The sequence below is a fragment of the Bradyrhizobium sp. Ken64 genome, assembly GCF_055807555.1.
In genome coordinates this window covers 82,005-94,557 of record NZ_JBVVPA010000022.1, presented here as the reverse complement: position 1 = coordinate 94,557, position 12,553 = coordinate 82,005, and the positions used below count along the sequence as shown (strand labels likewise).

At 64.7% G+C, this 12,553-nt stretch carries 13 protein-coding genes; 1 reads left to right on the top strand and 12 read right to left on the bottom strand.

Going from position 1 to position 12,553, the window contains the following annotated elements; translation table 11 throughout:
• Nucleotides 1-235: 235 nt before the first annotated feature.
• The gene (locus AC0L2F_RS29180) at nt 236-937 is read right to left on the bottom strand and encodes a Crp/Fnr family transcriptional regulator (protein WP_063992701.1); all 702 of its coding nucleotides are present in this window, start codon (nt 935-937) and stop codon (nt 236-238) included.
• Nucleotides 938-954: 17 nt separating this feature from the next.
• Entirely contained in the window at nt 955-1,194 is a 240-nt protein-coding gene (locus AC0L2F_RS29175; RefSeq protein ID WP_473250764.1) for a hypothetical protein, read from the bottom strand.
• A gap of 171 nt (nt 1,195-1,365) precedes the next feature.
• On the opposite strand from AC0L2F_RS29175, the gene AC0L2F_RS29170 reads away from it, so the two are divergent.
• Nucleotides 1,366-2,103, top strand: coding sequence for a Crp/Fnr family transcriptional regulator (locus AC0L2F_RS29170; RefSeq protein WP_063992699.1), 738 nt, complete (start codon nt 1,366-1,368; stop codon nt 2,101-2,103).
• A gap of 20 nt (nt 2,104-2,123) precedes the next feature.
• Here the strand turns inward: AC0L2F_RS29170 and AC0L2F_RS29165 are convergent, their stop codons facing one another.
• The 10 genes from AC0L2F_RS29165 to lptF all read right to left on the bottom strand — a co-directional run bounded on the left by AC0L2F_RS29165 (nt 2,124) and on the right by lptF (nt 12,521).
• Nucleotides 2,124-2,840, bottom strand: coding sequence for a Crp/Fnr family transcriptional regulator (locus AC0L2F_RS29165; RefSeq protein ID WP_007609338.1), 717 nt, complete (start codon nt 2,838-2,840; stop codon nt 2,124-2,126).
• 366 nt (nt 2,841-3,206) lie between these two features.
• Nucleotides 3,207-3,443 carry a hypothetical protein gene (locus AC0L2F_RS29160; protein WP_007609339.1) on the bottom strand — a complete coding sequence of 79 codons (237 nt, stop codon included), beginning with the start codon at nt 3,441-3,443 and terminating at the stop codon, nt 3,207-3,209.
• 75 nt (nt 3,444-3,518) lie between these two features.
• Complete coding sequence (locus AC0L2F_RS29155; RefSeq protein WP_007609340.1) at nt 3,519-3,680, bottom strand: Flp family type IVb pilin; 162 nt, start codon at nt 3,678-3,680, stop codon at nt 3,519-3,521.
• Between the two features lie 144 nt (nt 3,681-3,824).
• Entirely contained in the window at nt 3,825-4,883 is a 1,059-nt protein-coding gene (locus tag AC0L2F_RS29150) for an alcohol dehydrogenase (RefSeq protein WP_473250763.1), read from the bottom strand.
• Between the two features lie 16 nt (nt 4,884-4,899).
• Complete coding sequence (rsmA, locus tag AC0L2F_RS29145; RefSeq protein ID WP_063992696.1) at nt 4,900-5,760, bottom strand: 16S rRNA (adenine(1518)-N(6)/adenine(1519)-N(6))-dimethyltransferase RsmA; 861 nt, start codon at nt 5,758-5,760, stop codon at nt 4,900-4,902.
• Entirely contained in the window at nt 5,757-6,773 is a 1,017-nt protein-coding gene (gene pdxA, locus AC0L2F_RS29140; RefSeq protein WP_473250762.1) for a 4-hydroxythreonine-4-phosphate dehydrogenase PdxA, read from the bottom strand. Before pdxA ends, rsmA begins: the two co-directional genes overlap by 4 nt.
• Nucleotides 6,773-7,699, bottom strand: coding sequence for a peptidylprolyl isomerase family protein (locus AC0L2F_RS29135; RefSeq protein ID WP_007609348.1), 927 nt, complete (start codon nt 7,697-7,699; stop codon nt 6,773-6,775). The genes pdxA and AC0L2F_RS29135 overlap by 1 nt, the downstream gene beginning before the upstream one ends.
• Nucleotides 7,700-7,768: 69 nt before the next feature.
• On the bottom strand, nt 7,769-10,258 hold the full coding sequence (locus AC0L2F_RS29130) for an LPS-assembly protein LptD (protein ID WP_063992693.1): 2,490 nt from the start codon (nt 10,256-10,258) through the stop codon (nt 7,769-7,771).
• The gene (gene lptG, locus AC0L2F_RS29125; protein ID WP_473250761.1) at nt 10,258-11,355 is read right to left on the bottom strand and encodes an LPS export ABC transporter permease LptG; all 1,098 of its coding nucleotides are present in this window, start codon (nt 11,353-11,355) and stop codon (nt 10,258-10,260) included. The genes AC0L2F_RS29130 and lptG overlap by 1 nt, the downstream gene beginning before the upstream one ends.
• Entirely contained in the window at nt 11,352-12,521 is a 1,170-nt protein-coding gene (gene lptF / locus AC0L2F_RS29120) for an LPS export ABC transporter permease LptF (protein WP_007609351.1), read from the bottom strand. The genes lptG and lptF overlap by 4 nt, the downstream gene beginning before the upstream one ends.
• Between the last annotated feature and the right edge of the window lie 32 nt (nt 12,522-12,553).

The window sequence follows — 12,553 nt, the reverse complement described above, 5'->3', positions numbered from 1 at the left end:
ACGTCGCTGCCGTTTCGTCATCTGACACCTCTTGCTGTCTAAGCTATAGGTGTCCACCGATTTAGGGGAGGCTCAGAATCTTCCCGCGGCGGCAGTCTGGATTGCTTCGCTTCGCTGCGCTCGCAATGACTCCGTGGAGACGGCGTGCGCTAACCTTCCATCTCGTGTCCCGGACGCAGGCCGACTGGGCTTGCTCGTTGGAGCGCCGCCGCGCTGCCCGAGTTGCCCGTATCGCTCACGTCAGATAATCCGGGGTGAAATCCGCGAGCGCGCGAAGCTCGTCGGGTTGCAACAGCTCGATCTCGCTTCCCTCCCAGGCAATCAATCGGCGCCCTCTCAGCTCCTGGATGGTGCGATTGACGTGGACGATCGACAATCCGCAGGCATCGGCGACATGCCGCTGCGTCATCGGCGTCTGGAAGCAGCGGTTCTTGACGAGGCCCACGACCTCCAGTCTTGCGGCGAGCTCGCAGATCAGATGCGCCACCTTCGGCAGCGCCGCCTGTGCGCCGAGGCGCGCGATCCATTGTCGCGAGATCGCCGCGTCGATCAGCGTCTCGCGCCAGAACGCGCGGGTCAGGTGAATCGAGCCGTCAAGCAGCTGCTTGAGTTGGCTGTGTGCGACGTAGCCGACGATGGAGGGTCCGAGACCGACGAGGTCCGCATCCATCGGCGAGACCAGCAGCGTGTGCAGGCATGGCATGTCGCCGGGAACGTGGAAGGCGAGGATCTGGCTGCGATCGCCGACGATGCGCGCCTGGTAGAGGAAGCCGCTGACGACGAAAACGCATCTGGAGGCATCTTCACCCTGGCGCAGCACGATCTCGCCGTCCGATACCTGGCGCAGCGTGGACGGCAGACCCGCGATCTGGCGGCGTTCGTCTTCGGAGAGGCCTTCAATCGCCTGGAGATGTGCGATGAACTTCGGGTGTGGCATGGAGAGGAAGAGGTGTTTCAGTCGTCACGCGGCATGGCCGGCTCGAGCAGGCGTCGTGAGAGTTTTGCGATGGTCCAGTCGGAGACGGGAACCGCCTGGAACTCGCGGATGGCGCGCGCAAGCTCCTGATCCGACATTGGCCGCGCCGGCTCCTTCAACGTGCCATGCAGGATAGCAGCGCGGATACTGTCCAGGTGCTCGCCCGAATCCGATGCGAACAGCTGGCGAATGCGTTTCAGGATCGTCGTAGGGCTCATGCGAAGGGCGGGCGCAGTGTGCGATCGAGGGACGGGGGCCGCGACCCTGTACCGTCGCAAACCGGTAGCAACCTGTGCTTCCGACCAGCGTTCTAGTCCGCTGGATACGGGCCAGATGTATCATTTGATCGAACCGGCAGGATTTTTGGCGGGGCACATGGAACGGGACACATGGAAAAAGCGCATGACGTGCTGATCCGGAACCTGAGCGAGCACACCGCACTCGCACAGGAGGATGTCGCGGAAATTCGCGGGCTGACCTTCGTTCAGCGCGAGTTCGCTCCGAACGAGGATTTCATCCGTCAGGGTGACGAACCCGAGCATTCGGCGCTGGTCGTCTCCGGCATGGTCGCGCGCTACCATTTGCTCGACAGCGGCCGGCGGCAATATCTCGCGTTCCATTTGTCTGGAGACCTGCCGGACTCGCAGGGACTGTTCATCGACCAGATGGACCATGGCCTCTGCGCGCTCGGACCCGCTTCGGTGGCGTTCTTCCCGCATCGCGAATTGTTCATTGCCTTCCGGCGACGGCCGACCTTCGCACTGTCGGTCTGGCGCGAGACTCTGCTCGATGCCGCGATCTTTCGCGAGGCCATCACCAATAATAGCGCGCGGCCGATGCACACGCGCATGGCACACCTGTTCTGCGAGCTGTTCTACCGCGCCCGGGCTGCGCAACTCGTCCGCGGCAATCGCTGCCGCCTGCCGCTCAGCCTCGCACAGCTCGGCGAAACCCTGGGCATGGCGATCGCGACCGTGAACCGGACGCTCGCCGACCTCAGGCGGAGCGGGACCATGGACATGCGCGAGGGCGAGCTGATCGTCCTGAAATGGCGCGAACTGCAGCGGCTCGGAGGCTTCAGTCCGACCTATCTGCATTTGAAGCGCCAATCGCCTCCGCATGCTTGAGACCGCAAGGCTAACCAAGGCTAACCGTCCGCGGCCGTGCGTCCCATCACCTCATCAAAGTGCTTCTTCACCCAGTCGTTGCAGGAGCAGGCTCTGGCTTCGAGCGCCGGCGCGTCAAGGATCAGGATGGCGCCACGGCGCGTCGCGAGGATCCGCCTCGCCTTGAACATCTGGATGACGCGGCTGGCATAGCTGCGGGACACGCCGAGCATGCCGGCAAGCTGCTCGTGGGTGAGGGGGATCTCGGGGCCGCCGACGTGCTGCTGCGCGGAGATGATCCACTTGGCGGCGCGCTGCTCGATCGAATGTGCGGCATTGCAGGCCGCGGTCTGGAGCAGCTGCGCGAACTGACAGTCGCCATAGCGCGAGAGCACCTGCTGGAGCGTGACCGACCTCTGCTGGGCCTGCTCGAGCGCGCGCAGCGGCAGCCGCACCAGGGTCCCGCCCAGCTTCACCACGATGCGCGAATAGGCCAGCGAGACGCTGCGGCCGGCGGCAATGCCCACCGCGCCCTCGCGCCCGACCAGCAGGCTTTCGACCTCGCGATCGTCCTCGACCGGCACGGCGAAGGACACGAGCGTGGAGCGGCAGGGAAAATGGACCGCCGCCACCTCGTCGCCGGCGTGATACAGGATGTGGCTCGCTTCGAGTTCGACCGGCTGGAGGTGCGGCGCGAGCAGTTCGAAATCCGGGCGGCTGAGCCGCTGGAGAAGATCGTTCTGGGGCCGACCGGTCACATGTCTTGCTCTGGCCGGGAATCGGCACCGGCCAGAACCCTACGTTTCCGTAACGGAGCCGACGGTTCCAAAGTGCACACAAGGCGTTTTTCAGCCGTTGAAAAAGTGGCCTCCGGCTTGCGGAATTCCGGAAAGCGTTGGCGAGGCGCATGGCACGCGAGGCAAATGGCGCAGCCGAACCCGTCGGCCTTCAGCTTCACGAGCTCTGTGCAGGAGTGCACACAGCGGGGGCGCGGATCGGCATAGCGTCCTCATCGCGGAGCGCCGACCCCGTGCGCTCTGCCCGACGGACCGCCGGCCTATACCTCGAACGCCGCCGGGCCGGCGGGCCCGAGGGCGGCGCGGATGATCATCACCCGAAGTTCGTCACCCGAAGCGTGCTTCGCAATCGTGCGCGGGCCGGCTTTTTTCCGCGTGGGCGCGATAGGCATCGATCGCTCTGTTGGCGAGCATCAGTTGCCGGCGTTCACCGGTCCTGAGCTGGGCTTCAATGGCGTCGAGCAGGACGTTCGCCGTCTCGTCCGGAGAGCCGAGCTCTCCGCTCTGCTCCAGGAAGCTCCAGGCGATGAAAAATGCGTTCTCGACGGTGCAGCGAATGGACATGGCTGCCAACGCGGCGCGGCCGTTGCCGTTCCGCGGGACAGACGAATGCCGTGAATTAGCGCGCGCGTGCCCGCGTTACTTCAGCGAGCTGCTGATTGAGGTGAACTTCTTGTTCAGCGTCGCGCCGAGGTTGTTGACGACGGCGATGATCGCGAGCGCAATGCCGGCGGCGATCAGGCCGTACTCGATCGCGGTGGCGCCGGACTCGTCGGCGAGGAAGCGGCGGATGGTCTGCATGGTCTTACCAGAATTCCAAAAGAGAGCTGGCGAGGACCATAATGCGCGGAGAGCGGGTTCCCCAATTCGGAACCCCGCCTTGCGTCAATTTCGAGTTAATCGTGACGAATACTGACCCCCGCCGCCTCGAGCTTCTCGCGCATGCTAGTTCTTGAGCACGATGCGGCCGACGACCTTGCCGGCGCGAAGCTCGTCGATCCAGGTCTGGACGTCGCCCATGGGCTCCTCGCGCATCGGCGTCGGCTTGATCTTGCCGGCGCGGGCGAGCGCCATCAGCTCGTGAGCCTCGGTGAGCGTGCCGACCATGAAGCCCTCGATGGTCATGCGCTTGTAGACCCATTGCACCATCGGCAACGTGAACTGGCCGCCCATCAGGCCGGAGACCACGATCTTGCCGCCGCGCGCGGCGACCGCGACCGCAAAAGCCATGGACTTCTCGTTGCCGGCGAAATCGACGATCTCGTCGAAGCCGCCATCGGTTTCCTTGAGGATGCGCTTGATCACGTCGGGCTCGGCCGGATCGTAGGCCGCCGCCGCGCCGTTCTTCAGCGCGGTCTCGCGCGCCGCACCGCTGAGATCGGCGACCGTGATCGGCTGCTTGAACATGGCCGCCGCAAAGGAAAGGCCCATCATGCCGACGCCGCCGAGGCCGATCAGCAGGAGATTGCGCTGGCGTGGACGATCGACCAGGCGCTTGAGCGCGCCATAGGCTGTTACCCCGGAGCACATCAGGGTCGCGGCCTGGTTGACGGGCAGGGGATCGTAGTCGAGCAGATATTTCGCGTCGGGCACCAGCACGTGGGTGGCGAAGCCGCCGTCGATGGAGACGCCGAGAAAGCGCTGCCTGGCGCAGAGGTTCTCGTCGCCATTGGCGCAGTCGCGGCACTGGCCGCAACCGATCCAAGGAAACACCGCCTTCTTGCTGCCGGCGAGACCGGCGAACACGTCGGGACCGACTTCATCGACCACGCCCGCGATCTCGTGGCCAAGGGTGAAGGGCAGCGTCATGCCGCGCGTGGTGTCGAGCTTCTTGCCGCCGCCGAGATCGGCGTAGCCGTCCTGGATGTGCAGATCGGAGTGGCAGAGGCCGCAGCGCTCGATGCGCACCAGCACCTCTCGACCTTGCGGCTTCGGCGTGTCGACGATGGTCTCGCACAACGGCGCATCGAACTTGACCAGGGACTGCCGACGCATCAACGCCATATTTCTTCCTCCGAAATTATCTCTCTGTTCCGCTGCGTATATTGGCCAATTCACGGGCCATGGCAACAAAGCCGGAAATCGGAACGGTTTCGGCGCGCCGCGTCGCATCGACGCCGGCAGCTGCGGCGAGCCGCGCGGGATCGGCGCCGAGCGACTTCAGGCTTTGCCGCAGCATCTTGCGGCGCTGGCCGAAGGCGGCGGCTGCGACCTGTTCGAGCAGCTTGCGATCGCAGGCGAGAGGCGTTTCGCGCGGGATCAGTCGCACAACGGAAGACGTAACCTTCGGCGGCGGCACAAAGGCGGACGGCGCGATGTCGAACAGGATCTTGGTCTCGCAGCGCCAGTTGGCGAGCACGCCGAGCCGGCCGAAGGCCTCCTCGTCCTCGCGCGCCACGATGCGCTCGCCGACCTCGCGCTGGAACATCAGGACCATCATGTCGTACCAGGGCGGCCAGGGTTCGGTGGTGAGCCAGCCGACGAGGAGGTGGGTCGCGATGTTGTAGGGCAGGTTGGCGACGATCTTTGCTCTCTCGCCCGATAGCAGCGGGCGCGGGTCGAAGGTCATGGCGTCGCCATGCACGATCTCGAGACGGCCGGGATAGCGCGCGGAAATATCCTGCAAGGCAGGGATCGCGCGCTCGTCATGCTCGATGGCGATGACGCGTCTGGCGCCGAGCGCGAGCAGGGCGCGCGTCAACCCCCCCGGGCCGGGGCCGATCTCGATGATGGTGGAGTCCTCGAGCGGAGCCGCCGCACGCGCGATGCGCGCCGTGAGATTGAGGTCGAGGAGGAAGTTCTGGCCGAGCGATTTGCGCGCCGACAAAGCGTGCTGGCGAATGACCTCGCGAAGCGGCGGGAGGTCATCGATCGCGCTCATCGGGTTTTCGCAGCCGCCATCCGGCTCGCAAGCCTCAACGCGGCGATCAGGCTTGCCGGATTGGCCTTGCCCGTGCCGGCGATGTCGAAGGCGGTGCCGTGGTCGGGTGAGGTGCGGATGAAGGGCAGGCCGAGCGTGACGTTGACCGCGTCGTCGAAGGCGACAGTTTTGATCGGGATCAGCGCCTGGTCGTGGTACATGCAGACGGCGCAGTCATAGCTGTTTCGCGCGGCTTCGTGGAACATGGTGTCGGCGGGGAGCGGTCCCTTCGCCTCGATGCCGCCGCTGCGCAACGTCTTGATCGCCGGCGTGATCACGGTCTGCTCCTCGTGGCCGAGCGAGCCGTCCTCACCCGCATGCGGATTGAGGCCGGAAATCGCGATGCGCGGATTCGCGATGCCGAAGCGGGATTTGAGTTCGGTCGCGACGATGCGCACGGTCGAGACGATCAGCTCGCTAGTGAGCTGGGCCAGTGCATCGCGCAAGGAGACGTGGATGGTCACGGGCACGACGGCGAGCCGCGGCGACCACAGCATCATCACCGGCTGCGGCGCGCGGCCGTCTTCCGCGGCGAGCTCGGCGAGGAATTCGGTATGGCCGGGATGGCGGAAGCCGGCGCGATAGAGCACGCTCTTGGCGATCGGATTGGTGACGACGGCGCCGGCGCGGCCCTCGCGGACATCAGTGACCGCCTGGCGGATCGAGGCAAGGGCGGCGGGCGCGCTCGATGCGTCGGGCTTGCCGGGCTCGGCGCTTGCGTGCTCGCCGGTCGCAACCACTGGCAGGGCCTCGGGGAAGGCGGCCTCGGCCTCGCCGGCGCTTACCGAAGCGATCCTGACGTCGGCGCCGAGCGCCTTGGCGCGGCGGGCGATCAGCGCCTCGTCGCCGAGCAGATAGAAGGCGGGCAGGTCCAGTTCGCGGCGCTTGAGCCAAGCTGCGATTGTGATGTCGGGGCCGATGCCGGCGGGTTCTCCCAGCGTCAGGGCGAGAGGCTTGGCAGGCTGCTGGGCCATCAGCGGTTGCGATACTCGATCATCGCCGCCTTGCGGAGCTCCTCGAGATAGGTCTTCTGGGTCTTCTCGTACTTCTCCTGATACATCTTCTCGCGGACCTCGCGCTTCTTCGGCGTGTCGATCATGGTCGGCTTGCGCGAGCACAGCACCACCATCTCGATGCCCGCCTTGGTCATCTCGGGCGCGGTCAGGTGGCCGATCGGCGTGTCGTCGAGGACCTTGCGCAGCGCCTCGGGCAATTCCGCGGTGGTCTTGGTAACGATGTCGCGGATGGTGGCATTCGGCGTCGAGCGGAACAACGAATTGGCTTCTTCGCAGCTTCCGATGCGCGAGCGATATTGCTCGGCTTCCTTATGCCGCGTCTCCAGGAACGCCTGCGAGGAGCCGCGCGGCACGATCAGCACGATCGGCTGCATCTTGTATTCGGTGCCCTCGATCTGCAGCTTGTCGCCGGTCTGGGCCTGGACGGCCTGCGCGACGTCCTTCTCGCCGACCAACAGCTTCTCCTTGAAGCGGCCGCGCACGAGGCTGGTCCAGACCATCTCGGCCTTCATGCGGCTCTTCAGGGTTTCGGGGCGGACGCCCTTGACCTCGAGCGACTTGGTGAGCTGGTCCGGCGAGATGCGCATGCGCTGCGCCATGCCCTCATAGGACTGGTTGATGTCGGAGACGCCGGGGTCGACACCGTATTTCTTGCCTTCCTTTAGCTTCACCCGCTCGTCGATCAGCGTGTTGATGACCTCCTGACGGGCCGGTGTCTTCTGCGTCGTCAGCTGGTCGAGCTTGGAGCGCTGCTCGATGTCGAAGTCGGTGATGGGATCGCCGTTGACCATCACGACGATGTTCTGCGCGCGCGACGGCGTGCCGGCCAGGAGCAGGGCGCCGAGGACGAGGAAGAGGCGGAAGACAGGCAATGGGATCGTCATATTTGTCGCTCGCATGTCAGCCGCGGTGAACCTGCGATCGGGAACACGCGGCCGGCACCTTCAAACCGTTCACTGGAGGCCGCCGCCGGAACTGCTGGTCGTCGCCGTGTTCGCCAGCGTGCGCAGGCCGATCTGGAACATGATCGCGTGGTTCAGCACGGGCGGCGTCGAGCCCGCGGAATAGCTATACGCAGTTACATAGTTCAAGCCGAGCACAAAACAATCGTCGACGTAGCCGGCACCGAGCACATACTGGTTGATCTTGTTGGCTTCCAGGTCCCAGCGCGCCGAGCCCGTGACCACCCAATTGGCCGCGACCTTGATCGAGCCCGACGTCAGGATGCCCTCGCGGCGGGTTAGATAGCCGAGTTCCGGCTGCGCGGCGTAGTTGCCGTACAGCATGCTGACTGACCAGCGGTTGAAGTTGGCGCGGCCTTCCGCTTCGAAGCGCTGGATGTTCCAGGTCTGCTCGTCCATGCGCGAGCGAACGCTGAACGTATAGGTGCTGTTGGGCGAATAGGCAGCGCTCGCCACATAGTCGGAGCGCGGCCTCTGCAGACCGGAATCCACGCCGGTATTGATGGAGTCCTGGACCGCGAAGGAGTTCATGCCGAACAGCTGGTAGGACTGGCCGAACAGCACCTTGACGGCGCCACCCTTGTCGAACTGCGTGGTGGACTGCACGCCGACATTGGCGCGGCCGCCGCCCTCGACGCGGTCGTAGCCGGAGAACTTGTCGACGCTGAACAGGTTCGAGGCGTCGAACACCATGCTCTGCGCGTCCTCGTTCGGGAGCTTGCCGGCATAGGTCTCGTTCGGCCGAATGATGATCTGCGCGATCGGCTCGATGGTGGTCGAACCCCATGGCTGAACGTTGATGAAGGGGTAGCGGTATTCGAGCCCCACGGTCGGCATCAGGCGGAACGCCTGGGTGTCGCCGACAGGAAGATAGTTCGACACGCCCGGCTGGTTGGAGACCGAGGAGTTGATCGCATCGGCGCGGAGAATGGCGAACGGCGTCCAGATTTCACCGAACGGATCGGTGAAGGACTTGCGCCACTGCGCTTCGGCCGTCAGGCGGGTGTAGGTGCCCGGGAAGCCGCGCAGCAGGCACTGCGACGGCGTGCGCGCGAGCGGATCGGCCGACGCCGTCGTGCACAGGCTGTTGGTGTTGGCGAGCGTCGTGATAGGATCGAACACGGCGGTGTCACGCGACAGGTTCACGAAATTGGTCTTGTAGCTGAACTCGCCGCCGAAGACCGGATAGTTCAGCACGTTCGAATAGTCGATCACGGGGTAGACGACCGGCACCTGGCTCTGGTTGCCCGAGTAACTCAGCCAGTACATCGTGCGCGCGTCGAAGAAGCTGCGATTGCCGACACCGGTCAGGTAAAGCTGCGAGAGTGCATCCGTCGGCAGATACAGGAACGAGCCGAGCGGATCGCGATATTGCGACAATCGATAGTCCGAGAAGAAATAGTAGTCGGACATCAGGACGCCGTCCCAACCCCAGACCCATTTGTCGTTCAGCGCGAACTGCCCCTTGGTGTCGACGGCGCCGCGGAACTGCTTGTCGCCGGGCTGGCCGGCGAGCGCGCTGCGGTCGAGCTGGTCGATGCCGTAGACGCGGATCTGATAGGCGCCGTCCATCAGGCGCTGGCGGAATTCGGCCTGGAACAGCACGCCCTGCTTGGACGTGATGCGCGGGTTGAAAGTCGCGTCCATGTCGGGCGCGATCGCCCAGTAGAACGGAACCTCGACGCCGTAGCCGAACGGCGTGTTCGACGTGAAGCCCGGCATCAGGAAGCCGGTCTTGCGCTTCACCGTCGGGTCGGGCGTCGAGAAATAGGGCATATAGGCGATCGGCACGCCGAAGAATTCGAGCTGCGCCGTCTCGAAATACAGCATCTTCTCCTGCTGGTCGTGGATGATGCGCGCACCCTTGACCTGCCACAGCGGCGGCTTCTTCGGATCGTCCTTGCACGGCGCGCAGGCCGTGTAGACGCCGTTCTCGAACACCGTGTAGTTGCCGCTGGAGCGATCGGAGCGGCTCGCCGCCATGCGGGTCTGGTCGGCCGTGTCGACGCGCAGCGAATCGACGAAGCCGTCACGGTAGTCGTCGGAAAGATCCAGGATCTCGGCATAGGTGATCTTGCCGTCGGCATCCGTCATGCGGATGTTGCCTTCGGCATGGAGCCGCTTGGTCTTCTGGTCGTAGATGACCTTGTCGGCCTCGACGCTGGTGCCGTTGTAGAACAGCTGGACGTTACCGACCGCGGAGACGCGCGAATTGTTGTAGTCGTAGTCGACCTCGGTCGCCTGAACCAGCATCTGGTTGTCGTTGACGGCCTTCGGTGGCTTCGCACGTGGCGGCAGCGGATTGTAGGTGAAGCTCTGGGCGGAGGCCGGCGCCACGGCGGCAACGTCCATCACGCCGCAGAGCGATGCCACGGCGGCGACAGCAAGCAGGAACCTGCGAATGGACAAGCCACACCCGTTCGCGCGCACCAATGTGCGCCGCGTCAAACGAGACACGGGCCCTCGGTGGACGGCCGTCACTATCCGTCCTCCTGATACAGCAAGGCCAAAAAGCCGGTGAGGCCGCCCACCACCACGGGCAACCACGCCGCAGCGATCGGATGCATCAACTCAGCCTTGCTCAAATCTTCAGTCACTTTCGACAGAACGTAGAGCAGAAAGCCTGCGCCCACGCCACTCAAAACCATCTTCTGCACGCCGCCCATCCGGAAGAAGCGCAACGACACGGAGGCCGCGAGCATCACCATTGCAGCTAGCAAAAACGGCTGCGCCAGGAGCTTCTGATACTGGAGTCGGTATCCGGCTGTCGCGAAGCCCGAGCTTTCGGACGAGCGGATGTAGCTCGGTAGTTGCCAAAAGGACACAGTCTCGGGTGTGGAAAAGCTGTTGCGGACTTGGGCCTCGGTCAGCGTCGTCGGAATCTCCAGGCTGGCCTGATCGACCGGCGGCGAATCCAGCGAGAAGCGGCGGACGCCCTTGAACAGCCAACGGCCGGCCTCAAGCGTCGCCTCGCGCGCCTCGACCCGCTCCTTGAAGTGCTGCTCTGTGTCAAACCGGAACAGCGTGAGTCCGGTGAGCCGGATACCCTGCTGCTCGCTGCGCGCCGCATTGATGATCGTCTCGCCCTCGCTGGTCTTCTGGTTGAGCCAGAAGCCGGAGGCGTCCTGAATGCCGCCGCCCGGCGCCGAACCGAACAGCTCGGCTTCCATGCGCTTGGAGAGCTCGCGCAGATTGGCTGACATCGGATTGTAGGCGACGGTGGCGATCACGCCGATCAGGAGCGCGCTGCCGAGCGCCGGCGAGATGAATTGCCATGCGGAGACACCGGCGGCGCGCGCGACCACGAGCTCGAGCCGGCGGGAGAGGGCGAGATAGCAGGTCATGGCGCCGATCAGCATGCAGAACGGCGTCAGCTTCTCCAGCAGCTGCGGCACGCGGAACAGTGAGGTCTCGGCCACCATGACCGCGGAGGCGGATGCGAGGCCCGAAGTCTTGCGCACCATCTCGATGTAATCGACCAGCACCAGCAACAGGAAAATGCCGGCGAACACGCCGAGCGCCGCGACCACGAAGCGGCCGGCGAAATAGCGCCCGAGTGTGTTGGTGAGCATGCTCATGCGGTGGCCGGCCGTCCGAACAGCCGCGCGATGCGCGCGTTCGACCTGTTGATGGCCTCCATGAGGCGCGGCGGCGGTTCGACCACAAGGCCGCCAATGATGATCGCCAGCCCGATGCCGATGGCGCCAATGACCATCGCATATTGGACCAGCACCGCGCCCGGCGATTTCACCGCCATCACCGAGCAGGCGAAGCCGGCCATGCGCAGGCCGAACACGGCGAGGATCGATGAGCCGATCGAGAAATTGCGGCTCTGGCGCGTGGTGCGAGGTGCACCCAGAAACGCGAAGGTCAGCACGGCAAAGGCGAAGGGATAGATCGGCGCCAGCAGGCTGTCATGCAGGGCCGAGCGGAACTGGCCGGGAATCTGCTTGTAGACGGGATCGTCCTCGGACGGCGAGAGCAGCTCCCAGAGATAACGCTCGCGGATTCCGAGGGTGACGTCGCGGCCCTGGCCCGAAAACTTCGACATGTCGAAGCCGTAGCGGCCGAACGCCACCAGCGCGGGATCGCGCTTGCCGGCTTCGAAGCGCTGGAGATTGCCGGTCTCGAGCACCAGGAACGATCCGTTGTCGTTCTTCACGACTTCGCCGTGCTCGGCGACGATCGAGACCCGCTCGTTCGGATCGCGGCGGTCGTCGATGAAGATGCCGGCGAGAATGCCGCCGGGCTGGCGTTCGCGAATCCGGATCGTCAGGTTCTTGTCGAGCTGGGCGAAGCGGCCGGGCTGCAGGATGTTGGTGAGCACGTCGGCGGTGATCTCCGCGTCCCACTGCTTGATCCGCCGCATGCCGTCGGGAGCGAGATAGGCCGCGATGAAGGCGACCAGCAGCGCCACGACGCAGGTGGCGTAGAAGAACGGATAGAACAGCCGGAACGGCGAGAAGCCGGCGGCATTCATCACGATGATCTCGGAGTCGGTCGCGAGCTTGTTCAGCGTATGCGAGATCGCGATCATCAGCGCGATCGGCGAGATGATCAGGACCAGCGCGGGCACGACGAGGCTGGTGATGCCGAGGAAGGTCAGGATGGTCTGACCCTGGCTCGTCATCAGGTCGATGCCGCGCAACGCCTGCGTAATCCAGATCACGCCCGTGAGGCTGACCAGGACCAGCGCAAACGACGCGAGCGTCGTGCGGAAGATATACCTATCGATTGACCCCATGCGCTACCGCACGAATCCCACCAAGTCCCCAA

Bases quoted from the DNA above. Each gene is read 5' to 3' on its own strand.
- AC0L2F_RS29180 (WP_063992701.1), bottom strand. From the start codon at position 937: ATGCCACACCCGAAGTTCATCGCACATCTCCAGGCGATTGAAGGCCTC.
- AC0L2F_RS29175 (WP_473250764.1), bottom strand. From the start codon at position 1,194: ATGAGCCCTACGACGATCCTGAAACGCATTCGCCAGCTGTTCGCATCG.
- AC0L2F_RS29170 (WP_063992699.1), top strand. From the start codon at position 1,366: ATGGAAAAAGCGCATGACGTGCTGATCCGGAACCTGAGCGAGCACACC.
- AC0L2F_RS29160 (WP_007609339.1), bottom strand. From the start codon at position 3,443: ATGTCCATTCGCTGCACCGTCGAGAACGCATTTTTCATCGCCTGGAGC.
- AC0L2F_RS29155 (WP_007609340.1), bottom strand. From the start codon at position 3,680: ATGCAGACCATCCGCCGCTTCCTCGCCGACGAGTCCGGCGCCACCGCG.
- AC0L2F_RS29150 (WP_473250763.1), bottom strand. From the start codon at position 4,883: ATGGCGTTGATGCGTCGGCAGTCCCTGGTCAAGTTCGATGCGCCGTTG.
- rsmA (WP_063992696.1), bottom strand. From the start codon at position 5,760: ATGAGCGCGATCGATGACCTCCCGCCGCTTCGCGAGGTCATTCGCCAG.
- pdxA (WP_473250762.1), bottom strand. From the start codon at position 6,773: ATGGCCCAGCAGCCTGCCAAGCCTCTCGCCCTGACGCTGGGAGAACCC.
- AC0L2F_RS29135 (WP_007609348.1), bottom strand. From the start codon at position 7,699: ATGACGATCCCATTGCCTGTCTTCCGCCTCTTCCTCGTCCTCGGCGCC.
- lptG (WP_473250761.1), bottom strand. From the start codon at position 11,355: ATGAGCATGCTCACCAACACACTCGGGCGCTATTTCGCCGGCCGCTTC.
- lptF (WP_007609351.1), bottom strand. From the start codon at position 12,521: ATGGGGTCAATCGATAGGTATATCTTCCGCACGACGCTCGCGTCGTTT.